Annotated in this window: 22 protein-coding genes; all 22 read right to left on the bottom strand. The window is 60.7% G+C overall.

The window, feature by feature from the left end; genetic code table 11:
- Positions 1–24: 24 nt before the first annotated feature.
- The 22 genes from glmS to rpmH all read right to left on the bottom strand — a co-directional run bounded on the left by glmS (position 25) and on the right by rpmH (position 22,384).
- Positions 25–1,875, bottom strand: a complete 1,851-nt coding sequence (glmS, locus tag KVO92_RS11045; RefSeq protein ID WP_217475700.1) for a glutamine--fructose-6-phosphate transaminase (isomerizing) — start codon at positions 1,873–1,875, stop codon at positions 25–27.
- Between the two features lie 2 nt (positions 1,876–1,877).
- Positions 1,878–2,660 (bottom strand): DeoR/GlpR family DNA-binding transcription regulator, encoded by a 783-nt coding sequence (locus KVO92_RS11040; protein ID WP_217475699.1) that lies wholly within the window; start codon positions 2,658–2,660, stop codon positions 1,878–1,880.
- Between the two features lie 74 nt (positions 2,661–2,734).
- Positions 2,735–4,882, bottom strand: coding sequence for a methyl-accepting chemotaxis protein (locus KVO92_RS11035; protein WP_217475698.1), 2,148 nt, complete (start codon positions 4,880–4,882; stop codon positions 2,735–2,737).
- Positions 4,883–4,990: 108 nt separating this feature from the next.
- Positions 4,991–6,355, bottom strand: coding sequence for a bifunctional UDP-N-acetylglucosamine diphosphorylase/glucosamine-1-phosphate N-acetyltransferase GlmU (glmU, locus tag KVO92_RS11030; protein WP_217475697.1), 1,365 nt, complete (start codon positions 6,353–6,355; stop codon positions 4,991–4,993).
- Between the two features lie 139 nt (positions 6,356–6,494).
- A complete protein-coding gene (locus tag KVO92_RS11025) occupies positions 6,495–6,920 on the bottom strand; it encodes a F0F1 ATP synthase subunit epsilon (RefSeq protein WP_068828730.1) in 426 nt (141 codons plus the stop codon).
- Between the two features lie 74 nt (positions 6,921–6,994).
- Entirely contained in the window at positions 6,995–8,371 is a 1,377-nt protein-coding gene (atpD, locus tag KVO92_RS11020) for a F0F1 ATP synthase subunit beta (protein ID WP_217475696.1), read from the bottom strand.
- 30 nt (positions 8,372–8,401) lie between these two features.
- The gene (gene atpG / locus KVO92_RS11015) at positions 8,402–9,262 is read right to left on the bottom strand and encodes a F0F1 ATP synthase subunit gamma (protein WP_217475695.1); all 861 of its coding nucleotides are present in this window, start codon (positions 9,260–9,262) and stop codon (positions 8,402–8,404) included.
- Between the two features lie 50 nt (positions 9,263–9,312).
- Entirely contained in the window at positions 9,313–10,857 is a 1,545-nt protein-coding gene (atpA, locus tag KVO92_RS11010; protein WP_217475694.1) for a F0F1 ATP synthase subunit alpha, read from the bottom strand.
- Positions 10,858–10,878: 21 nt separating this feature from the next.
- Positions 10,879–11,415 carry a F0F1 ATP synthase subunit delta gene (locus tag KVO92_RS11005; RefSeq protein WP_217475693.1) on the bottom strand — a complete coding sequence of 179 codons (537 nt, stop codon included), beginning with the start codon at positions 11,413–11,415 and terminating at the stop codon, positions 10,879–10,881.
- Between the two features lie 14 nt (positions 11,416–11,429).
- Entirely contained in the window at positions 11,430–11,900 is a 471-nt protein-coding gene (locus KVO92_RS11000; protein WP_217475692.1) for a F0F1 ATP synthase subunit B, read from the bottom strand.
- 52 nt (positions 11,901–11,952) lie between these two features.
- Positions 11,953–12,210 carry a F0F1 ATP synthase subunit C gene (atpE, locus tag KVO92_RS10995; RefSeq protein WP_003097235.1) on the bottom strand — a complete coding sequence of 86 codons (258 nt, stop codon included), beginning with the start codon at positions 12,208–12,210 and terminating at the stop codon, positions 11,953–11,955.
- Between the two features lie 54 nt (positions 12,211–12,264).
- The gene (gene atpB, locus KVO92_RS10990; protein WP_217475691.1) at positions 12,265–13,134 is read right to left on the bottom strand and encodes a F0F1 ATP synthase subunit A; all 870 of its coding nucleotides are present in this window, start codon (positions 13,132–13,134) and stop codon (positions 12,265–12,267) included.
- Between the two features lie 15 nt (positions 13,135–13,149).
- Complete coding sequence (locus KVO92_RS10985) at positions 13,150–13,542, bottom strand: F0F1 ATP synthase subunit I (protein ID WP_336512629.1); 393 nt, start codon at positions 13,540–13,542, stop codon at positions 13,150–13,152.
- A gap of 162 nt (positions 13,543–13,704) precedes the next feature.
- Positions 13,705–14,577: a ParB/RepB/Spo0J family partition protein gene (locus KVO92_RS10980; RefSeq protein WP_217475689.1), complete on the bottom strand. Its 873-nt coding sequence runs from the start codon at positions 14,575–14,577 to the stop codon at positions 13,705–13,707.
- A gap of 10 nt (positions 14,578–14,587) precedes the next feature.
- Positions 14,588–15,376, bottom strand: a complete 789-nt coding sequence (locus KVO92_RS10975) for a ParA family protein (RefSeq protein ID WP_217475688.1) — start codon at positions 15,374–15,376, stop codon at positions 14,588–14,590.
- On the bottom strand, positions 15,369–16,043 hold the full coding sequence (rsmG, locus tag KVO92_RS10970; protein WP_217475687.1) for a 16S rRNA (guanine(527)-N(7))-methyltransferase RsmG: 675 nt from the start codon (positions 16,041–16,043) through the stop codon (positions 15,369–15,371). The genes KVO92_RS10975 and rsmG overlap by 8 nt, the downstream gene beginning before the upstream one ends.
- Positions 16,043–17,935, bottom strand: a complete 1,893-nt coding sequence (gene mnmG / locus KVO92_RS10965) for a tRNA uridine-5-carboxymethylaminomethyl(34) synthesis enzyme MnmG (protein ID WP_217475686.1) — start codon at positions 17,933–17,935, stop codon at positions 16,043–16,045. The genes rsmG and mnmG overlap by 1 nt, the downstream gene beginning before the upstream one ends.
- Before the next feature lie 544 nt (positions 17,936–18,479).
- Positions 18,480–19,841 carry a tRNA uridine-5-carboxymethylaminomethyl(34) synthesis GTPase MnmE gene (gene mnmE / locus KVO92_RS10960; RefSeq protein WP_217475685.1) on the bottom strand — a complete coding sequence of 454 codons (1,362 nt, stop codon included), beginning with the start codon at positions 19,839–19,841 and terminating at the stop codon, positions 18,480–18,482.
- A 72-nt stretch (positions 19,842–19,913) separates the two neighbouring features.
- Positions 19,914–21,593, bottom strand: coding sequence for a membrane protein insertase YidC (gene yidC, locus KVO92_RS10955; RefSeq protein ID WP_217475684.1), 1,680 nt, complete (start codon positions 21,591–21,593; stop codon positions 19,914–19,916).
- A gap of 2 nt (positions 21,594–21,595) precedes the next feature.
- Positions 21,596–21,841 (bottom strand): membrane protein insertion efficiency factor YidD, encoded by a 246-nt coding sequence (gene yidD, locus KVO92_RS10950; RefSeq protein ID WP_217475683.1) that lies wholly within the window; start codon positions 21,839–21,841, stop codon positions 21,596–21,598.
- Positions 21,834–22,232, bottom strand: coding sequence for a ribonuclease P protein component (rnpA, locus tag KVO92_RS10945; RefSeq protein ID WP_217475682.1), 399 nt, complete (start codon positions 22,230–22,232; stop codon positions 21,834–21,836). The genes yidD and rnpA overlap by 8 nt, the downstream gene beginning before the upstream one ends.
- A gap of 17 nt (positions 22,233–22,249) precedes the next feature.
- On the bottom strand, positions 22,250–22,384 hold the full coding sequence (gene rpmH, locus KVO92_RS10940) for a 50S ribosomal protein L34 (RefSeq protein WP_019340723.1): 135 nt from the start codon (positions 22,382–22,384) through the stop codon (positions 22,250–22,252).
- Positions 22,385–22,407: the final 23 nt, after the last annotated feature.

The raw sequence follows: 22,407 nt of genomic DNA, 5'->3' as shown, positions 1-22,407 counted from the left end.
AACGCCACAGCGGCGGCGCCGCTGTTATTCCACCGTCACGCTCTTGGCCAGGTTGCGAGGCTGATCGACATCGGTGCCGCGCAGTACGGCTACGTAATACGACAACAGCTGCAACGGCAGGGTATAGAGGATCGGCGCCAGCACGTCGTGGATGTGCGGCATGCTGACGATGAAGGTGCCCTCGCCGTTCTCGATGCCCGCTTCCCGGTCAGCGAAGACGATCAATTCGCCACCGCGGGCGCGCACTTCCTGCAGGTTGGACTTGAGCTTTTCCAGCAGCTCGTTGTTCGGCGCCACCGTGACCACCGGCATATCGGCGTCGACCAGCGCCAGCGGGCCGTGCTTGAGCTCACCGGCGGGATACGCTTCGGCATGAATGTAGGAGATTTCCTTAAGCTTGAGCGCCCCCTCCATCGCCACCGGGTACTGCGCGCCGCGTCCCAGGAACAGCGTGTGGTGCTTCTCGGCGAAGTGCTCGGAGATCTTCTCCACCGTGGTATCCATTGCCAATGCCTCGCCCAGACGGGTCGGCAGCCGGCGCAGCTCATCGATCAGTTCGGCTTCCAGGGCAGGCGCCAGGGTACCGCGCACCTGGCCCAACGACAGGGTCAGCAACAACAGGCCGACCAACTGCGTGGTGAATGCCTTGGTCGAGGCCACACCGATCTCGGGACCGGCCTGGGTCAGCAGGGTGAGATCGGACTCGCGTACCAGCGAACTAATACCGACGTTGCAGATCGCGAGGCTGGCGAGATAACGGCCTTCCTGCTCGGTGCGTGCCTTGGCGTTGCGTAATGCCGCCAGCGAATCGGCGGTCTCCCCGGACTGGGAGATGGTCACGAAGAGCGTGTCGGGCTGGACCACCACCTTGCGGTAGCGGAACTCGCTGGCGACCTCCACCTGGCAGGGAATGCCGGCGAGCTCTTCCAGCCAATAACGAGCCACCATGCCGGCATGGTAGCTGGTGCCGCAGGCGACGATCTGTACGTTGCGCACCTTGGCGAATAACTCAGCCGCCTGTGGGCCGAACGCCTGGACCAGCACCTGCTGATCGCCGAGCCGGCCTTCCAGGGTGCGCTGCACCACCTTGGGCTGCTCATGGATCTCCTTGAGCATGAAGTGGCGATATTCGCCCTTGTCGGCGGCTTCGGCACCTTCGTGGTATTGCACGCTCTCGCGCTCAACGGCCTGGCCGTCGACATCCCAGATCTGCACGCTGTCGCGACGGATCTCGGCGATATCGCCCTCTTCCAGGTACATGAAGCGGTCGGTCACCTGGCGCAGGGCCAGCTGGTCGGAGGCCAGGAAGTTCTCGCCCATGCCCAATCCGATCACCAGCGGGCTGCCGCTGCGGGCAGCGAGCAGCCGATCGGGTTGTTGGGCACTGACCACGGCCAGACCATAGGCACCGTGCAGTTCCTTGACCGCTGCCTTGAGCGCGACCGTCAGATCGCCTAGCTGGTCGAGCTTGTGGCGCAGCAGGTGGACGATGACCTCGGTGTCGGTATCAGAAACGAAGTCGTAGCCCAGCGCCTTCAGTTGCGCACGCAGCGCCTCGTGGTTCTCGATGATGCCGTTGTGCACCACTGCCAGTTCGGCGCCGGAAAAATGCGGATGCGCGTTGCGCTCGCAGGGCGCGCCATGGGTGGCCCAGCGGGTGTGGGCGATGCCCAGGCGACCCGCCAGTTCTTCTTGCTGTTGTGCCTGCTCCAGCTCGGCTACCTTGCCGGAACGGCGTAGACGATGCAGGGTGCCCTTGGCATCCAGTACGGCAATACCGGCACTGTCGTAGCCTCGGTACTCAAGGCGCTTGAGGCCTTCGAGCAGAATAGCGGTGATGTTACGTTCGGCGACGGCGCCAACGATGCCACACATGGTCAGGTCTCCTGATGGGTTTCGACGGCCGCGCAAATCAGCTTGATGCCGCGGGCCTGAATACTTGAACGGGCCGCCTCGCTGAGGTGCTCGTCCGTTATGAGGGTATGGATGTCGCTCCAGGGCAACTCCAGGTTGGGAATGCGTCGCCCGATCTTGTCCGACTCGGCCAACACGATGACTTCACGCGCCACCTCGGCCATCACCCGTGATAGACCCAAAAGCTCGTTGAATGTCGTGGTACCGCGCTGCAGGTCGATGCCATCGGCGCCAATGAACAGCTGGTCGAAATCATAGGAGCGCAGCACCTGTTCGGCTACCTGCCCCTGGAAGGACTCGGAATGCGGATCCCAGGTTCCGCCGGTCATCAGCAACGTGGGCTCGTGCTCCAGCTCGCGCAACGCATTGGCCACGCTTAGTGAGTTGGTCATGACCAGCAGGCCATGCTTGTAGCCCAGCTGCGGGATCATCGCCGCTGTGGTGGTACCGCTGTCGATAATGATGCGCGCGTGTTCGCGGATGCAGCCGACGGCGGCTCGGGCAATGGCTTGCTTGCAGGGCGAGACGGGCTGGGTGGTGTCGCCGATCAGCTCCTGGGGCAAGGGCACCGCGCCGCCGTAGCGGCGCAGCAACAGGCCGTTCTTTTCCAGTGCCGCGAGATCTTTGCGGATGGTCACTTCGGACGTTTCGAAACGCCTGGACAGCTCATCGACGCTCACCTCCCCCTGCTGGCTCAGCAGGGCGAGTATCGCGTGGCGTCGCTGCGGCGTGTTGCGTTTCGACATGCTTAAGTTTCGATTCGAAAGAAAACTGCGCGAATCAAAACCTAAAGCGCCGGCTCAGTCAACCCTGATCCACTTCAGACGCGGAAGTACCCCATCAGCGTCTGTTGATGGTTGGCCAACTGATTCAATGCCTGGCTGACTTGCGCTGACTCCTCTGCCTGTCCGGACAACGACTCGGTGACATCACGAATGCCAGCCACATTGCGGTTGATCTCCTCGGCGACCGCGCTCTGCTGCTCGGCTGCGCTGGCAATCTGCAGGTTCATATCGGAAATCACCGTCACGGCCTCTCCGATCTTGCGCAGCGCCGCGACGGCTTGCCCGACCTGGTCGACGCTACCCTGGGCCTGATTACGGCTGCCCTGCATGGCGGTCACTACATCCTGTGTTCCGTTCTGCAAGCGCTCGATGACCTGGCGGATTTCTTCGACCGATTCCTGCGTCCGCTGAGCCAGATTGCGCACTTCGTCGGCGACCACGGCAAAGCCGCGGCCCGCCTCGCCTGCCCGAGCCGCCTCGATCGCCGCGTTGAGCGCCAGCAGGTTGGTCTGCTCGGCCACGCCGCGAATCACCTCCAGCACCGAGCCGATCTGCTCGCTGCTCGCAGCCAGGCTCTCGACCTGACTCATCGCGTGGTTCAGCTCGTTGGCCAGGGTGCCGATGCTGTGCGTGGTGTGGTCGATGACCGCCAATCCTTCATGCGTCGCCTGATCAACGTCGCGTGCCGCTTCGGCCGCTTGGGCCGCGTTGCGGGCCACGTCCTGCGCCGTGGCGCTCATTTCCTGCGAGGCGGTCGCCACTTGGTCGACCTCCCGGAACTGTTGCTGCATGCCGGCACTGGTCTGGCTGGCGATCGCCGCCGACTGGTCGGCACTGCTGCGTGCATCCTGTACCGAGCGTTTCACATCGGCGATGGTCGGTTGCAACTTGTCGAGGAAACGGTTGAACCACCCGGCCAGCGCGCCCAACTCATCCCGACGATCGTAGGCGAGCCGACGTGTCAGATCGCCCTCGCCACTGGCGATATCCTTGAGCATCGCTGCTACGCCTTCGATCGGCCGGGTAACGCCCCTCGCGGTCAGCCACATCAGTGCCAGCCCCAACAGCACGGCAACCAGCCCGATCGCCAGGGCGAACACGCCATCCTTGCGGCTTTGCTCCTGCAGACTCTGCTCGAGACGCACCGCCGGCGCGAGCAGCACCTGCCGCGGCACTTCCAGTAGAACGGCCCAAGGCGCGAGCTGGGGTATCGCTTGCACCGGCTGCAGCACCCGAAGCATGTCACCTTGCTGGAGCATCGCCTTCTGACCCGCATCGACCGCTTGGCCGATCGCCTCGCTTTCAGCGCCGTAGGCCTCGCTCAACGGCTTGCCAAGCAGCTTGGCGTCGCGACTGTGCCCGCCCAGGAGCTTGGCCGGGCTGATCACGCTCAGATGGCCCTCGCCCTCATAGAGCTCCTGGTGCACCTGCTCACTGAACGCCTGCAGCGACGCCAGGCTGATATCCACACCGATGACGCCAATGACCTTGCCGCCTTCGATCAGCGGAAAGGCCACGCTGGTCATCAGCAGGTTCCGGCCGTCCACCTCATCGAAGTAGGGATCCAGCAGGCAGACCCGGGCGCCATCGCGAGGGCAGGCATACCAGGCGTTGTAAGGCGCACCACTGATACCCGGCGTCGTATCGGCGAGCATGTCCTCGTTCATGGTTTCCGCCTTCAGCTGGCCGGGCGTGCGCTGCGACCAGTACAGTGAGAAGCGACCACGATCGTTACCGCCCATCTCGGCGTTGTCGATGAACAAGCCGTCCTTGTCATCCAGCGCATCCGGCTCGAAGACGACGTACAACCCGATCAGCTCGGGGTTGGCCTGCAAGGCCATCTCCAGCTGGTGGGACAGGTCCTCGCGCAGCTCGAAGGCATTCGACATGCGTTCGATGGACTGCTCGCGCAGCGACAAGATCTGACGCGTCAGGCCCAGCCCGTACTGATAGGCATCGTTGAACTGGCGCTCTATGCGCAGCGCCTGAGCGAGACCCCGCGCCTGCAGGTTATTGCGTGCGGACTCTTCAAGCATGGCACTGCTCGAGGCGTTGACGAGGGCTACGGTCTGGCGGGCTTGATAAAGCGAAGCACCGACCAGCAACGCGACGATCAGCAGAAGGCAGAGACCAGCCAGCAGCGTGAGCTTCCACTGGATGGACAGGCGATTGAGCAAGAGCATGACGACGTCCTGTGTGGTTATGCCCTAAGAGATCGGCCAGATGTACGATCTCTTGAGCATCAGAGGAACCACTCGCCTGCCACGTATCGTCGTGCTCGCCCAGGCTGCTTACTTGCGCGTCTTCTGCGGACGCTGCCAGCCGTCGATCAAGGCCTGACGAGCGCGACCCAATGCCAGGGTGCCAGCCGGCACATCAGCCGTGATGACCGAGCCGGCGCCGGTGGTCGCACCATCGCCAAGGGTCACGGGCGCGACCAGTGAACTGTTGGAGCCGATGAACACGTCTTCACCCAGAACCGTGCGGAATTTGTTCGCGCCATCGTAATTACAGGTGATGGTGCCGGCGCCGATATTGGTCCGCGCGCCGATATCCGCATCGCCCAGGTACGCCAGATGCCCGGCTTTCGCCCCCTCGCCCAGGCGCGCGTTCTTCACCTCGACAAAATTGCCGACGTGCGCCTTGGCGCCCAGCACCGCGCCGGGACGCAAGCGGGCAAAGGGGCCGCAATCGGCACCGTCGCCGAGCTCGGCGCCTTCGAGGTGACTGTTGGCCTTGACCACCGCGCCACGGCGCAGCGTACTGTCCCGAATCACGCAATTGGGCCCGATTTCGACACCGTCCTCGATCACCACCTTGCCTTCGAGAATCACATTGATGTCGATCAGCACGTCACGGCCGACGACGACCTCACCACGCAGATCGAAGCGCGCCGGGTCACGCAGCGTCACCCCTTGGGCCATCAACCGGCGAGCTGCACGTTGTTGGTAGTGCCGTTCGAGTTCGGCAAGCTGAATGCGGTCATTGGCGCCCTGCACTTCCATCGCATCCAGCGGCTGCTCGGTGGCGACCACCAGGCCATCGGCGACCGCCATGGCGATCACGTCCGTCAGGTAGTACTCGCCTTGCGCGTTGCTGTTGGAGAGTCGTCCGAGCCAGTCGCCCAGACGCTCCCGCGGTACGGCGAGGATGCCCGTGTTGCCTTCGGTGATCCGCTTCTGCTCCGCCGAGGCGTCCTTGTGCTCGACGATCGCCTGCACCACGCCCTGCTCGTCACGCACGATTCGCCCGTATCCGGTCGGGTCGGCCAGGTCTACGGTGAGCAACGCGATCTGCTGCGCGCCGACCTTTTGCAACAGTCGTTCGAGCGTAGCGACTTCCATCAAGGGGACATCGCCATAGAGGATCAACACCCGCTCGGCGCTGAGGGCGGGCACCGCCTGCGCCACGGCATGACCGGTCCCGAGTTGCTCAGCCTGGACGACAAAATTCAGATCATCGGCCGCCAAGCGTTGGCGGACCTCCTCTGCGCCGTGACCGATCACGACATGAATTCGATCAGGCGAGAGCTGCCGTGCAGTGCCAATAACGTGACCAAGCATGGATTGCCCGGCGACGGGATGCAGGACTTTTGGCAAAGCGGAACGCATACGCGTTCCCTGGCCCGCGGCAAGGATGACGATATCGAGCGACATGAGGCAGATCCTTTCGAAAACCGGAACTGATCCGGAAGCAGTCCGTCAGCCAAGGCCAGGACCGCGAAACTAAACAGTGGAAAAAGAAAAAGGGTAGCCAAGGCTACCCTTTCTCCCAACGCGGTTGAAGCCGCTGGCGTTAGCCGCCGAACTTCTTGCGAAGCTGCTGGACGGTACGCAGTTGCGCTGCGACCTCGGCCAGATGAGCGGCAGCTGAACCGTAGTCGAATTCCGCGCCTTGCTCGTGCAACGCTTTCTCGGCAGCCTTGAGGGCTTCCTGAGCCGCCGCTTCGTCGATGTCGGCAGCACGCTGCACGGTGTCGGCGAGAACCTTGACCATGTTCGGCTGCACTTCGAGGAAGCCACCAGAGATGTAGAACACCTCGGCTTCGCCACCCTGCTTAATCAGACGAATCGGACCCGGCTTCAGATCGGTGATCAGCGGCGCGTGGCCCGGAGCGATACCCAGATCTCCCAGGTTACCGTGCGCAATCACCATCTCGACCAGACCGGAGAAGATCTCCGCTTCCGCGCTGACGATATCGCAATGGACTGTCATAGCCATTCGCTTGCCTCACGTGACAGGTTGTGGGCGGTTGCCCACAACCTTGACGCGTCCGTCGCCGGACGCACGGGTGATTACAGTTTCTTCGCTTTCTCGATGGCTTCTTCGATGCTACCTACCATGTAGAACGCTTGTTCCGGCAGATGATCGTAGTCGCCCTTGAGAATACCGCTGAAGCCGGCAATGGTGTCCTTGAGGGACACGTACTTGCCCGGGGAACCGGTGAAGACTTCGGCCACGAAGAACGGCTGGGACAGGAAACGCTGGATCTTACGAGCACGCGATACCAGCTGCTTGTCGCTTTCCGACAGCTCGTCCATACCCAGGATGGCGATGATGTCCTTCAGCTCCTTGTAGCGCTGCAGTACGTACTGTACGCCACGCGCGGTTTCGTAGTGCTCGTTGCCGATCACGTTCGGGTCCAGCTGACGGCTGGTGGAGTCCAGCGGGTCAACGGCCGGGTAGATACCCAGCGAAGCGATATCACGGCTCAGTACGACAGTAGCGTCCAAGTGGGCGAAGGTGGTCGCCGGGCTCGGGTCGGTCAGGTCGTCCGCGGGAACGTAGACGGCCTGGATCGAGGTGATCGAGCCTTTCTTAGTGGAGGTGATGCGCTCCTGCAGAACGCCCATCTCTTCGGCCAGCGTCGGCTGATAACCCACCGCGGACGGCATACGGCCCAGCAGTGCGGACACTTCGGTACCGGCCAGGGTGTAACGGTAGATGTTGTCGACGAACAACAGTACGTCACGACCTTCGTCGCGGAACTTCTCGGCCATGGTCAGGCCGGTCAGGGCGACGCGCAGACGGTTGCCCGGCGGCTCGTTCATCTGACCGTAGACCAGGGCTACCTTGTCCAGAACGTTGGAGTCCTTCATCTCGTGGTAGAAGTCGTTACCCTCACGAGTACGCTCACCCACACCGGCGAACACGGAATAACCGCTGTGCTCGATGGCGATGTTACGGATCAGTTCCATCATGTTGACGGTCTTGCCCACACCGGCACCACCGAACAGACCGACCTTACCGCCCTTGGCGAACGGGCAGACCAGGTCGATAACCTTGATGCCGGTTTCGAGCAGTTCGTTGCCACCCGCCTGATCGGCGTAGCTCGGCGCGGCGCGGTGGATTTCCCACTGCTCTTCTTCGCCGATCGGACCGGCTTCGTCGATGGGGTTGCCCAGTACGTCCATGATCCGGCCGAGGGTCGCTTTACCGACCGGTACGGAGATGGCCTTGTTGGTGCGGGTGACGTCCAGGCCACGCTTGAGGCCTTCGGTCGAACCCATCGCAATGGAACGCACCACACCGTCGCCCAGCTGCTGCTGAACTTCCAGAGTGGTTTCGGCGCCGACTACCTTCAGCGCCTCATATACGGCTGGCACCTGATCACGCGGGAATTCCACGTCGATAACGGCGCCGATGATTTGAACGATACGTCCGCTACTCATCTTTGGTTCCTCAGAATATTTGAACCGTTCTTAAACCGCGGCAGCGCCGCCGACGATTTCCGAAATCTCTTGGGTGATCGCAGCCTGACGCGCCTTGTTGTAGATCAGCTGGAGATCGCTGATCAGCTCGCCGGCGTTGTCGGTCGCATTCTTCATCGCGATCATCCGCGCCGCCTGCTCGGCCGCGTTGTTCTCGACCACCGCTTGGTACACCTGGGATTCGACGTAGCGAACCATCAGGCCGTCGAGGAGCTCTTTGGCATCGGGCTCGTACAGATAGTCCCAATGATGCTTGAGCTCTTGATCCGGATCGGCCACCAGCGGAACCAGCTGCTCCACTGTCGGCTTCTGCGTCATGGTGTTGATGAACTTGTTCGAGACCACGGACAGACGATCGATACGCCCTTCGAGGTAGGCATCGAGCATGACCTTGACGCTACCGATCAGGTCATTGATCGAAGGCTCTTCGCCGAGGTGGCTGATCGCAGCAACGACATTGCCACCAAAGTTGCGGAAGAACGCCGCGCCCTTGCTGCCAATCACGCAGAGATCGATCTCCACGCCTTGCTGGCGATCATTCGCCATGTCCTTGACCAGGGCCTTGAACAGGTTGGTGTTCAAGCCGCCGCACAGACCACGGTCACTGCTCACCACCACGTAGCCGACACGCTTGACTTCGCGCTCGACCATGAAGGGATGACGATATTCCGGGTTGGCGTTGGCCAGATGACCAATCACCTGGCGGATACGCTCCGCATAGGGACGGCTAGCAGCCATGCGCTGCTGAGCCTTGCGCATCTTGCTGACCGCCACCTTTTCCATGGCGCTGGTGATCTTCTGCGTGCTTTTGATGCTCGCAATCTTGCTGCGAATCTCTTTTGCGCCTGCCATTTGACACCTATCGGGTTAGCAGGCGGGTGTCTCGCGACACCCGCTGCGGCTTACCAGGTTTGGGTGGCCTTGAACTTCTCGATACCGGCCTTGATGGCGGCGTCGATTTCGTCGTTGAAGTCACCTTTCACGTTGATCTTGGCCATCAGATCGGCCAGCTCACGATTGAAGTAGCCCAGCAGGGATGCTTCGAAGGCGCCAACTTTGTTCACTTCCACGTCGGTCAGGAAGCCGCGCTCGGCAGCGTAGAGCGATACGGACATGTCGGCGATCGACATCGGCGCGTACTGCTTCTGCTTCATCAGTTCGGTGACACGCTGACCGTGCTCGAGCTGTTTGCGGGTGGCTTCGTCCAGATCAGAGGCGAACTGGGCGAATGCCGCCAGTTCACGATACTGCGCCAGAGCGGTACGGATACCACCGGACAGCTTCTTGATGATCTTGGTCTGCGCAGCACCACCCACACGGGACACCGAGATACCGGCGTTGACCGCCGGACGGATACCGGCGTTGAACATGGCCGATTCCAGGAAGATCTGACCGTCGGTGATCGAAATCACGTTGGTCGGAACGAACGCGGAAACGTCGCCAGCCTGGGTCTCGATGATCGGCAGAGCGGTCAGCGAACCGGTCTTGCCGGTTACCGCGCCGTTGGTGAACTTCTCGACGTATTCCTCGGAAACGCGGGAAGCGCGCTCCAGCAGGCGGCTGTGGAGATAGAACACGTCGCCCGGGTAGGCTTCGCGTCCCGGCGGACGGCGCAGCAGCAGGGAGATCTGACGGTAGGCCACGGCCTGCTTGGACAGGTCGTCATACACGATCAGCGCGTCTTCACCGCGGTCGCGGAAGTACTCGCCCATGGTGCAGCCGGCGTAGGGGGCCAGGAATTGCAGCGCGGCGGATTCGGAAGCAGAGGCAGCCACCACGATGGTGTTCTGCATCGCGCCGTTCTCTTCCAGCTTGCGCACGACGTTGGCGATGGTCGACTGCTTCTGACCGATGGCCACGTACACGCACTTAATGCCGCTGTTCTTCTGGTTGATGATGGCGTCGACGGCCAAGGCGGTCTTACCGATCTGGCGGTCACCGATGATCAGCTCGCGCTGGCCACGGCCAACCGGAATCATGGCGTCGACCGACTTGTAGCCGGTCTGCACCGGCTGGTCGACCGACTTACGCCAGATCACGCCTGGTGCAACCTTTTCGACCGCATCGGTCGCGGTCGCGTTGATCGGACCTTTGCCATCGATCGGGTTACCCAGCGCATCGACGACACGACCCAGCAGTTCCGGGCCAACCGGTACTTCGAGGATACGGCCGGTGCACTTGGCGCTCATGCCTTCAGCCAGGCTGGTGTAGGCGCCCAGCACAACGGCACCGACGGAATCCTGCTCCAGGTTCAACGCCATACCGAAGACGCCGTCCGGGAACTCGATCATTTCGCCGTACATGACGTCGGCCAGACCATAGATTCGAACGATACCGTCAGAAACGCTGACGATGGTGCCTTCGTTACGGGCTTGGGAGGCGACGTCGAGTTTCTCGATGCGCCCCTTGATGATTTCACTTATTTCGGATGGATTGAGTTGCTGCATAGCTCTGCTGCCCCTTCAAACTCAAGATTTCAATGCTTCGGCCAATTTCGCGAGCTTGCCGCGAACTGAGCCATCGATAACCAGGTCGCCGGCGCGGATCAGTACACCACCAATCAAGGTGGCATCTTCCGCGGCGTGCAGACGCACTTCTCGGCCGAGCCGTGCACTGAGAACCTTGGCGAGTTTGTCTTGCTGTTCATCGCTCAATGCGAAGGCACTGGTGACATCCACGTCGATCGACTTCTCCTGCTCGGCCTTGTACAGCTCGAACTGGGCGTAGATGTCCGGCAACAGTGCCAGACGATCATTCTCGGCGATCACTTGGATGAAGTTCTGTGCCTGGGCGTCGAACTTGTCGCCACACACCTCGATGAAGGCGGTGGCCTTTTCTGTACTCGTCAGACGCGGGGCCTTGAGCACGCGCTGCATGGTGTCGTCGAGCGACACCGCTGCAGCCAGGCCGAGCATGGCTGACCAATTGGCCAGTTGCTGGTGGGCCTGTGCGTGCTCGAAGGCAGCCTTGGCGTAAGGTCGGGCCAGCGTGGTCAGTTCTGCCATGATCGCGCCCTCGCTTAAATTTCGGCTGCCAGTTTGTTAACCAGCTCCGCATGCGCGCTTTGGTCGATGGATGCGCCCAGGATCTTCTCCGCACCGCTGACTGCCAGGCTGCCCACTTGGGCGCGCAGGGCGTCTTTGATGCCGTTGATTTCCTGTTCGATCTCGGCCTGAGCCTGAGCCTTCACACGGTCAGCTTCGACACGAGCCTGGTCACGGGCTTCGTCGACGATCTGAGCCGCGCGCTTCTTGGCCTGCTCGATGATTTCAGCAGCCTGGCCTTTGGCGTCGCGCAGTTGCTCGGCCACTTTATCGTGGGCCAGCTCCAGATCACGAGCCGCGCGGTTGGCAGCGTCCAAGCCGTCTGCGATCTTCTTCTGTCTTTCCTGCAAAGCCGCAATGACCGGAGGCCATACGAACTTCATGCAGAACAGCACGAAGATGAAGAAGGCAACGGACTGGCCAATCAGGGTTGCATTAATGTTCACGCCAACACCTCGCTCGTTCGTTGTCCGTCAAACCAATTCACTGGGTAGCGAATCAGCCTGCGATTTGACCAACGAAGGGGTTCGCGAAGGTGAAGAACAGTGCAATACCAACACCGATCATGGTCACGGCGTCGAGCAGACCGGCGACGATGAACATTTTCACTTGCAGCATCGGAACCATTTCCGGCTGACGCGCAGCGCCTTCCAGGAATTTTCCGCCCAGCAGGCCGAAGCCGATTGCGGTACCCAGAGCACCCAGGCCGATCAGCAGAGCTACAGCGATAGCAGTCAGTCCAACTACAGTTTCCATCTTTCCTCCGACTTTATGTCGTATTGGTTAAGGGTTTAGGTAAAGCGAATCGAATCAGTGATCGTTATCTTCGTGAGCCATCGACAGGTACACGATCGTCAGCATCATGAAGATGAAAGCCTGCAGCACGATGATCAGGATATGGAACACGGCCCATGCCCACTGCAGAACAATACCCAGCCCACCGAGCACCAGACCGTTTGCGAACATGATGGCAATCAGGATGAAGATCAGTTCGCCGGCATACAGGTTGCCGAACAGACGCAGCGCCAGCGAAACGGGCTTGGCGACCAGGGTAACGAATTCGAGAAGGAAGTTGACCGGCACGAGCAGGATCTGAACGGCCATGTTCTTGCTGCTGAACGGATGCAGGGTCAGCTCGCCGAGGAAGCCGCCGATGCCCTTGACCTTGACGCTGTAGAACAGCAGCAGCGCAAATACCGAGAAAGCCAGGCCCAACGTAGCGTTCGGGTCGGTGGTCGGGACCACCCGGAAGAACAGGTGCTCGTTGCCAGTGATCTTGGCAGCCAGCATGGGCAGCCAATCCACCGGAAAGAGGTCCATGAAGTTCATCAGGAAGACCCAGACGAAAATCGTCAGCGCCAGCGGCGCGATTAGCGGATTACGACCGTGGAAGGTGTCCTTGACGCTGTTGTCGACGAACTCCACCATCAGCTCGACGAAATTCTGTGCGCCACCCGGCTGGCCGGCGGTGACTTTCCGAGCCACCATCCAGAAGAGCAGGATGAATATCAGACCGAGTACCACCGATACACCGAGCGTATCCACATGAAACGCCCAGAATCCCATTTCCTTGGCTTGTTCGGCAGAATGAGCAAAGCCCCATTCGCCGGTTGGAAGGCGGCCATAGGTCAGATTCGATAGGTGATGCTGGATGTAACCCGAAGCGTTCTCTGCTGCCATGATTGCCTCAATGGATCAATTTGAAATTCTTTTCTTAATCAGCAGAGGAGCGAACCAACCGACTCCCTGAGTCAGTATGAACACACCAAACAAGGCGAGTGGGTTCAGCGGTTTCACCCCTGTGAATACCAGCGCAAACAGCGCCGATGTAAAGATCAGTTTCCCTGCTTCGCCGGCATAAAATGACCGGACGATAGCCTGAGCAGCCCGGGCGCCACTAAAGCGAAAAGCCTTATGGGCAAAATAAATGTTCGGTAGCAAGGCGATCAGCCCGCCGAGCAAACCAGAATAGCCCGCAACACGATCCACGCACTGCCAAAGCAACGACGCCGCGCTAAGCAATAACGCCAACTGTGCCAACAGAACTGGAAAAACCGCGATCCGATGGATGGCTAGGCGCTTCTGCACGGAACCGACCAATATTTACCCTTGGCTTTCGCCGGCATGCCGCTTAGCGCCATGCCCATGTCTTCAAAAATGCGCGCAGATTATATGGGCCAGCAGTAGCAGGTACAACCGTTCGGTAGTGAATTCCAAGCATTACTACAACCCCATCCGTGTGAAATTGTTTCAACGTATATGGGCTAGCACACCCTGCAGTTCGTCCAGCGAGTTGTAACGTATGACCAGCTGTCCTTTACCCTTCTCGCCATGCTTGATTTGCACCGGAGAGCCCAGCCGCTCGGCCAATCGCTGTTCCAGACGAACGATATCCGGATCGCTCTTGGGCGCAGTTTTTTCGTGCTCGGTCTTGCTCAGCCACTGACGAACCAGCGCTTCGGTCTGACGCACGGTCAAGCCGCGTGCGACAACGTGCCGCGCACCCTCGACCTGCTGTTCGGCAGGTAAACCCAGCAATGCGCGGGCATGTCCCATTTCCAGATCGCCATGAGACAGTAGCGTCTTTATCTCGTCAGGCAAGGCGATCAAGCGCAAAAGATTGCTGACGGTCACACGCGATTTGCCCACCGCGTCGGCAACCTGTTGCTGAGTCAGCTGAAATTCCTGCTGCAACCGTTGCAACGCCACGGCTTCCTCAATGGGATTGAGGTCCTCGCGCTGAATGTTCTCGATCAGCGCCATGGCGATGGCCGCTTCGTCGGAAACCTCGCGAACGATGGCAGGAATCTTGTCCAGACCAGCCTGTTGGCTCGCACGCCAGCGTCGCTCGCCGGCGATGATCTCGTAACGTCCCGAGCCGATCGAACGCACGACGATCGGCTGCATCACGCCCTGGCTGCGAATCGAATGGGCCAGTTCATCGAGGGTGACAGGGTCGATATCGCGACGCGGTTGGTACTTGCCACGCTGGATGATGTCGACCGGCAACTGTTGTAACTCATTGCGATCGACCTGAGCGGTCTCCTCCTGCACCGCCGTGACACCGGCGCCGCCGAGCAGCGCATCCAACCCGCGTCCCAAGCCTCGTTTTTTGGTCGCCATGAAAATTTCCTTATGCGGTTACGCTGCGGGCAGCTCGCCGCTGGCGGCGCGACAATTCACCCGCCAGCGCCAGATAGGCCAAGGCGCCCTTCGATTGCTTGTCGTAGACCAGCGCTGGCATGCCGTGACTGGGTGCCTCGGCCAGTCGGACGTTGCGCGGGATGACCGTGTCATAGAGCTTGTCGCCAAAATGCGTCTTGAGCTGCTCGGTCACATCGTTGGTCAGGCTGCTGCGCGGGTCGTACATGGTGCGCAACAGCCCCTCGATCTTCAGTGATGGATTCAACGCCTGGCCAATACGCTGGATCGAATTGACGAGGTCGGTCAGCCCCTCGAGGGCGTAATACTCACACTGCATGGGAATGATCACGCCATCTGCCGCAGTCAGCGCATTGATCGTCAGCATCGACAGCGACGGCGGGCAGTCGATCAGGATGTAGTCGTAATTTTCGCGTACCGGCGCCAAGGCTTCGCGCAGGCGATTTTCCTTGGCCGGCAACTTCAGCAGCGCGACCTCCGCCGCGGTGAGATCGCGGTTGGCCGGCAACAACTGATATCCGCCATGCTCGGAGAACTGCATCGCATCGACCAGGCTGCATTCGCCGATCAGCACGTCATAGATCGAATATTCCAGGCTCAACTTATCCACACCGCTGCCCGTGGTCGCATTGCCCTGTGGATCAAGATCGATAAGCAGCACGCGGCGACGCGTGGCGACCAGCGAAGCGGCAAGATTGATGCAGGTGGTGGTCTTGGCGACACCGCCCTTCTGGTTGGCGATGGCAAATACTTTAGCCATGGTCAGTGTCTGTCCGGAGTCTTGAAGTGCGGCGCAGTATCAACAGATGGCGTTGCCCTTGGCAACCGGGAACCTTGAGAACCAGACAGCGCTCCAGCTGGAAATCGGCGGGCAGCGCCTGAAGCTCGTCGTCGGGCTGGACGCCTTTCATCGCCAACCAGCGCGTATCGAAATCGCCGAGATGACGCGTCCAGTTCGTGAAGTCCTCCAGCGAGCTGAATGCCCTGGAGGTGATACCGGCAAACGGCTCGGCCGGCCTGAACTGCTCGACGCGGCTGTGGACAACTTCGACGTTGGCGAGTTTCAGCTCCAGCTTTACTTGGGTGAGAAAGCGGGTCTTCTTGCCGTTGGAATCGAGCAAAGTGAAGCGGCGCTCGGGGAACAGGATGGCCAACGGAATACCGGGCATGCCGCCGCCGCTGCCCACATCGAGCCAGTTCGAACCGCCCTGCATCACGTAGGGTACGACACTCAGGCTATCGAGCAGGTGCCGCGAGACCATCTCGGCCGGATCCCGCACGGCGGTCAGGTTATACGCCTTGTTCCACTTGGTCAGCAGCGACAGGTAGGCAAGCAGTTGTTCCTGCTGCGCGGGGCTCAGCTCGACGCCCAGCGCGACCGCGCCCTGGCGGAGTTCTTCAGCATAGTGCTCGTGTTCGGCTCCCATCAGGCACTCTGCTCCAGCTTCTGACCGGCGCCGCGTTTTTTCAGATGAATCATCAGCAGTGAAACCGCCGCTGGCGTAACACCGGGAATTCTCGAGGCCTGGCCGAGGGTTTCGGGACGCGTCAACGACAGCTTGTGCTGGATTTCCTTGGACAAGCCGGAAATGCTCCCGTAATCCAGGTCCGCCGGCAGCGCGATGTTTTCGCTCGCGCGCAGGCGGGCGATCTCTTCCTGCTGGCGATCGATGTAACCGGCGTATTTGGTCTTGATCTCCACCTGCTCGGCTACCTGAACATCCTCGACGCCCGCACCGGTGACTTCGATCAGGCTGCGGTAGTCGATCTCCGGTCGAGCCAGTAGATTCAGCAAGCTGTACTCGTGCGTCAGCGGCGTTCCGAAACGCGTGGCGATGGCGTCGCCTTGCGGCGTCCCCGGGCGTACCCAGGTGCTTTTCAGGCGCTGCTCTTCCTGCTCGATGCGTTCACGCTTGCGCTCGAAGGCGGCCCAGCGGGCATCATCGACCAACCCCAAGGCTCGCCCTTTCTCGGTCAGGCGCAGGTCCGCGTTGTCCTCGCGGAGAATCAACCGGTACTCGGCTCGCGAGGTGAACATTCGATAGGGCTCCTGGGTGCCCAAGGTGATCAGGTCGTCGACCAGGACCCCGAGATAGGCCTCGTCTCGCCGCGGGCACCAGCTGTCTTTTCCCTGAGCGCGCAGGGCTGCGTTGGTCCCGGCGAGCAGCCCCTGCGCCCCGGCCTCCTCATAACCGGTGGTGCCGTTGATCTGGCCGGCGAAGAAGAGCCCGCCGATGACCTTGGTCTCCAGGCTGTACTTCAAATCCCGCGGGTCGAAGTAGTCGTATTCGATGGCATAACCGGGACGAACGATGTGCGCCTGCTCCATGCCGCGCATGCTGCGCACGATCTGCAGCTGTACGTCGAAAGGCAGGGAGGTAGAGATGCCGTTGGGGTAGAGCTCATGCGTGGTCAGGCCCTCAGGTTCGATGAAAACCTGATGACTCTCCTTGTCGGCGAAACGATGGATCTTGTCTTCGATCGACGGGCAATACCGCGGGCCCACGCCTTCGATTACCCCCGAGTACATCGGTGAGCGATCGAGGTTGGCGGCAATGATTTCGTGGGTCCGTGCGTTGGTATGGGTAATCCAGCAACTGACCTGGCGCGGATGCTGAGCCGCTTCGCCGAGGAAGGACATCGGCGGGATGGGTGTGTCCCCCGGCTGTTCGGTCATCACCGAAAAATCCACGCTACGTCCGTCGATGCGAGGCGGGGTCCCGGTCTTCAACCGACCAACGCGCAGGGGCAGCTCGCGCAGACGCCTGGCCAGTGCGATCGAGGGCGGATCGCCGGCACGTCCTCCCGAGTAATTCTGCAGACCGATGTGGATAAGCCCGCCGAGAAAGGTTCCGGTGGTCAGCACAACCGAGTCAGCCAAAAAACGCAGGCCCATTTGGGTGACGACACCTTTGACCTGATCCGATTCGACGATCAGATCGTCGGCGGCTTGCTGGAATATCCACAGGTTCTCCTGGTTTTCCAGCGTTTCGCGTACAGCGGCCTTGTACAACACGCGGTCAGCCTGCGCACGCGTAGCGCGGACCGCTGGCCCCTTGCGGCTATTGAGCACGCGGAACTGGATACCGCTACGGTCGGTAGCGGTCGCCATGGCCCCACCGAGGGCATCGATTTCCTTCACCAGATGGCTCTTGCCGATGCCGCCAATGGCTGGATTGCAGCTCATCTGGCCAAGGGTCTCGACGTTATGGGTGAGTAGCAGGGTTTTCACGCCGATTCGAGCGGCCGCCAGCGCAGCTTCGGTACCGGCATGGCCACCGCCGATCACGATGACGTCAAAACGGGAAGGGAAATCCACCACGCACCTCGTGCCTGTTCAGATGAGTTCTGGGAAACGCGCAAGTATAGGGGCTGAGGGTGCCTGAAAGAAGGGCTTTGGATAAAAAATGACCAGCAGCGCTGGTAGCGGCACGAATTGGCTTCAGAACATAAAAAGATAAGGAAATGTTTTAAAGCTTATTTTTATGTTTATAAATGGTTACCCGCTTTCTGTGGATAGAACGCTACACCCCTTGATTACAACGGGTCTCAGATGATCGAAACCCTGTGCTGAAGCTGGGTTGTGGTGGTGGGATAGCCGTGAGTAGCCTGTGCATGAAAGTGGCCGTTATCCACAGTGGCGTTTCAGAGCAAGTTATCCATAGCGTTATGGACCGAGCTCATGGCCAGTTTTCCACAGACCTCAGGCTTACGTGCTGCGAGCGAAACCATGGGTTTCAGAACGATAAATGGAGCCGCCGGAAAAGCGAATCGGGGCACGGCAGACACGTAGCAGCCCAAGGCCGTGCCTTGAGGCGCTGCGGGAGGGAGAAGCGGCGGCCTGCTGGCAGGCGCTGGCGAGGCTACTTGCCGATGCAAAAGCTGGAAAATATCCGGCCCAGGAGATCGTCCGAGCTGAACGCCCCGGTGATCTCGCCGAGTGTCTGTTGGGCCTGGCGCAGGTCTTCGGCAAGCAGCTCGCCTGCACCGGCGAGGGTTAGCTGAGCATGACCGTGATCGAGGTGCTCGGCAGTCTGCCGCAACGCGTCCAAGTGACGGCGGCGGGCGCTGAAGCCGCTTTCGGCGGTTTGGTCGTAGCCCATGCAGCGCTTGAGATGCTCTCGTAGCAATTCCAGCCCTTCCCCGGAGCGAGCCGAGAGGCTGAGGGTCGTAAAACCGTCTGCCGCAACGCGAAGTTCGACCGCTTCGCCAGTCAGATCGGCCTTGTTGCGGATGAGGGTTGTCTTGGCGTGGTCCGGCCTTAGCATGGGGAAATCCGCCCATTCGTCGCCGCTCGCCGCGGTCGCGCAGGCGTCCACCACCAGCAGCACCCGATCGGCGTCCTCGATAGCTTTGATGGCGCGTTCCACGCCGATGCGTTCGACTTGATCGTCAGTGTCCCGCAAGCCGGCGGTATCGATGATGTGCAACGGCATCCCGTCAATGTGGATGTGCTCGCGCAGCACATCACGCGTCGTTCCGGCGATATCGGTGACGATAGCCGCTTCACGGCCAGCCAGGGCGTTCAGCAAACTGGACTTGCCGGCGTTGGGACGCCCGGCGATGACCACGTTCATGCCTTCTCGCAGCAAAGCACCCTGCCCCGCCTCATGGATGACCACCTGTAACGCCTGCCGGACCGCTTGTAGCAATGTGAGCACGTGGCCATCGGCCAGGAAGTCGATTTCTTCCTCAGGGAAGTCGATAGCCGCTTCGACATAAATGCGCAGCTGAATGAGCTGCTCCGTCAGGGCATGCACACGGCGGGAAAAATCACCCTGTAGCGAGCGCACCGCATTGCGTGCAGCTTGCGCCGAGCTCGCTTCGATCAGGTCGGCGATAGCCTCGGCTTGGGCCAGATCCAGCTTGTCGTTGAGGAACGCGCGCTCGCTGAATTCACCCGGGCGCGCCAGACGAACACCGAGCTCAACGCAGCGCCGCAACAGCATGTCCATGACCACGGGCCCGCCGTGGCCCTGCAGCTCCAGTACATCTTCGCCGGTAAACGAATGTGGGCCAGGGAAGAACAGCATCACCCCCTCATCGATCACCTCGCCGTCATCGGCATGAAAGGGCCCGTAATGGGCATATCGCGGCGCCGGCTCGCGGCCACTCAGCGTTATCGCAACGGCCTTGGCGCGGGGCCCAGAGACCCGCACCACGCCGATCCCACCTCGTCCGGGCGCGGTAGCGACGGCGGCAATGGTGTCTCGATCTTGGCTCATGCGGTTGTCTCCCTGGCGGATCGAAAAAAGCAAAACGCCCCAATCAAGGGGCGTTCTGTCAGCTCAGCGGAATCAGCTCGCTGTTGCGGTGGTTCCGGTGATCTTGCGGGTAATGTACCACTGCTGCGCGATCGACAAGCAGTTGTTGACGACCCAGTACAGCACCAGGCCGGCTGGGAACCAGAGGAAGAAGAAGGTGAAGATGATCGGCAGTAACTTCATCACTTTCGCCTGCATCGGGTCCGGCGGCGTCGGGTTCAACTGCTGCTGAATGAACATGGTCAAGCCCATGATGATCGGCAGAATGAAGAACGGATCCTTGATGGACAGATCAGTGATCCAGAACATCCAGGGCGCCTGGCGCATCTCGACGCTTTCCAGCAACACCCAGTAGAGGGAAAGGAACACTGGCATCTGCACCAGGATTGGCAGGCAGCCGCCGAGCGGGTTGATCTTTTCCTTCTTGTACAGCTCCATCATCGCCTGGGACATTTTCTGGCGGTCATCGCCGAACTGTTCCTTGAGCGCTTGCATCTTCGGCGACACGGCGCGCATGCGGGCCATGGATTTGTAGCTGGCTGCCGACAGCGGGAAGAAGGCCAGTTTGATGATTACCGTCAGGGCAATGATCGACCATCCCCAGTTGCCCAGCAGCGCATGGATATGCTGCAACAGCCAGAAGATCGGTTGGGCGATGAACCAGAGGATCCCGTAGTCGACGGTCAGGCGCAGCCCGGGCGACAACTCTTCCAGCTGATCCTGACTCTTTGGCCCGGCATAGAGGGTGGCAGACGTCTCACCCTGGCTGCCGGGCGCGACCGATACTGCCGGGCCGGTGAAGCCGATGATGTAGTTGCCCTGGCTGTCCTTGCGGGTCTGAACCTGGTTGGTCTGATCTGCCGGCGGGATCCAAGCCGTCACGAAATAATGTTGCAGCCAGGCGATCCAACCGCCTTCGACGGTTTTCTTCAGCGCCTTGTCATCCATGTCGCCCATGGAGACCTTGGTGTAGGGCTCGTCTTTGGTCCAGAGCGCAGCGCCCAGATAGGTCGCGGTACCGGTGGCAGTGCTTGACGACGGGTCCTTGCTGCTGTCGCGCTTCAGTTGACCGAACATGTGACCGGTCCAGGGCTTCTCACTCTGGTTGTCGACCAGATAGGCGACATTGAAATCGTAGTCACCGCGGTCGAAACGGAACCGCTTGGTGTAGTTGACCCCGTCTTCGCTGTACTTCAGATCAACGACGAGTTGATCCTGACCTTCACTGAGCTGGTACTGCGATTGTTCGCTGCTGTACAGCGGACGCCCGCTGGCCTTGTCCGGCCCATCGCCAATCAGCCCGCTCTGCGCTTCGTAGGTACGCTCGCCGCTGCGCTCGAACAGTTGAAACGGCACATCGGGACGATCCTGGCTACGTGGATACTTGGGCAGACGCAGGTCGACGATGTCGCCGCCACGCGGGTCGATCGCGATATCCAGGACGTCGGTACGGACCCGAATCAGCTGTGAGCTCGGCTGAGCATCTGGCAGCGCGCTGGCTGCCTGCCCTTCGGCGACGGCCGGTATGTCCGCGTGTGTTCCAGCGGTGTTGTCGCCCAGCGCGGGAGTAGCCGGCACCTGGGACGACGAAGCTTGCTCCTGGCGCGACTCGTCCGGGAGCACGGTTTGCCCATAGTCCTGGTTCCACTGCAAAACCATCAGGTAGGCAACGACTGCCAGTGCGACAAGCAGTATCGAGCGTTTGATATCCATGGTTACTCGGTCATCGAAGATGAATTGGAGGTGTGGTTGGAAGGCACGGGATCATAGCCGCCCGGATTCCATGGATGGCAACGGCCAAGCCTATTCAGGCTCAACCAGCCACCGCGCAGCAGGCCATGACGTTCAATGGCCTCTTGTGCGTAGCAGGAGCAACTGGGGTAGAAACGACAATGGCTCGCCATCATGGGGCTGATGGCATAGCGATAGATCCGGATTGGGATCAAGGCCAGATTACGCATGGAGGGGCTTGCCCTGTTCCGGATGGCTGGCGGTCTGGGAAGAAGGGGTGCGAGACAACCGCTTCCAGAGCTTGGCGAATTGCCGTGCCAGTTCGGGGTTATCCAGATCAGCCAATCCCTTGCGTGAGATCACCACGATGTCCCACCCCGTCAACTCCGTCTGGTGGAGACGAAAGGTTTCACGCAGTTGCCGCTTGATGCGATTGCGCTCTACCGCGAGCTTGACGCTCTTCTTGCCGATCACCAGCCCGATACGGGGATGCGGCAATCCATTCTCACGCACCAGGAGCAGGATGTTCCTGCCCGGTAACTTGCCGGAAGGGGAGTCGAAGACTGCTTTGAACTGGCGCGGGGTCAGCAGTCGCTTTTCCCGACCGAAGTCTCGACTCACTACCTGTTCCGACGTGTTCAGACTGCCAGGCGCTTACGACCTTTGGCGCGACGACGCGACAGGACGGCGCGGCCGTTCTTGGTGGCCATGCGGGCACGGAAACCGTGAGTACGAGCGCGCTTGAGGGTGCTGGGTTGGAAAGTGCGTTTCATGATGCGTTACCTGGTGATCCGTT

The sequence above is a fragment of the Stutzerimonas stutzeri genome, assembly GCF_019090095.1.
Classification (GTDB): domain Bacteria; phylum Pseudomonadota; class Gammaproteobacteria; order Pseudomonadales; family Pseudomonadaceae; genus Stutzerimonas; species Stutzerimonas stutzeri_AN.
The sequence above is the reverse complement of the archived record's forward strand: the minus strand, read 5'-3'. Positions and strand labels throughout refer to the sequence as shown.

Coding starts and splice junctions, on each gene's coding strand:
- glmS (WP_217475700.1), bottom strand. CDS start 1,875: ATGTGTGGCATCGTTGGCGCCGTCGCCGAACGTAACATCACCGCTATT.
- KVO92_RS11040 (WP_217475699.1), bottom strand. CDS start 2,660: ATGTCGAAACGCAACACGCCGCAGCGACGCCACGCGATACTCGCCCTG.
- KVO92_RS11035 (WP_217475698.1), bottom strand. CDS start 4,882: ATGCTCTTGCTCAATCGCCTGTCCATCCAGTGGAAGCTCACGCTGCTG.
- glmU (WP_217475697.1), bottom strand. CDS start 6,355: ATGTCGCTCGATATCGTCATCCTTGCCGCGGGCCAGGGAACGCGTATG.
- KVO92_RS11025 (WP_068828730.1), bottom strand. CDS start 6,920: ATGGCTATGACAGTCCATTGCGATATCGTCAGCGCGGAAGCGGAGATC.
- atpD (WP_217475696.1), bottom strand. CDS start 8,371: ATGAGTAGCGGACGTATCGTTCAAATCATCGGCGCCGTTATCGACGTG.
- atpG (WP_217475695.1), bottom strand. CDS start 9,262: ATGGCAGGCGCAAAAGAGATTCGCAGCAAGATTGCGAGCATCAAAAGC.
- atpA (WP_217475694.1), bottom strand. CDS start 10,857: ATGCAGCAACTCAATCCATCCGAAATAAGTGAAATCATCAAGGGGCGC.
- KVO92_RS11005 (WP_217475693.1), bottom strand. CDS start 11,415: ATGGCAGAACTGACCACGCTGGCCCGACCTTACGCCAAGGCTGCCTTC.
- atpE (WP_003097235.1), bottom strand. CDS start 12,210: ATGGAAACTGTAGTTGGACTGACTGCTATCGCTGTAGCTCTGCTGATC.
- atpB (WP_217475691.1), bottom strand. CDS start 13,134: ATGGCAGCAGAGAACGCTTCGGGTTACATCCAGCATCACCTATCGAAT.
- KVO92_RS10980 (WP_217475689.1), bottom strand. CDS start 14,577: ATGGCGACCAAAAAACGAGGCTTGGGACGCGGGTTGGATGCGCTGCTC.
- KVO92_RS10975 (WP_217475688.1), bottom strand. CDS start 15,376: ATGGCTAAAGTATTTGCCATCGCCAACCAGAAGGGCGGTGTCGCCAAG.
- rsmG (WP_217475687.1), bottom strand. CDS start 16,043: ATGGGAGCCGAACACGAGCACTATGCTGAAGAACTCCGCCAGGGCGCG.
- mnmE (WP_217475685.1), bottom strand. CDS start 19,841: ATGAGCCAAGATCGAGACACCATTGCCGCCGTCGCTACCGCGCCCGGA.
- yidC (WP_217475684.1), bottom strand. CDS start 21,593: ATGGATATCAAACGCTCGATACTGCTTGTCGCACTGGCAGTCGTTGCC.
- yidD (WP_217475683.1), bottom strand. CDS start 21,841: ATGCGTAATCTGGCCTTGATCCCAATCCGGATCTATCGCTATGCCATC.
- rpmH (WP_019340723.1), bottom strand. CDS start 22,384: ATGAAACGCACTTTCCAACCCAGCACCCTCAAGCGCGCTCGTACTCAC.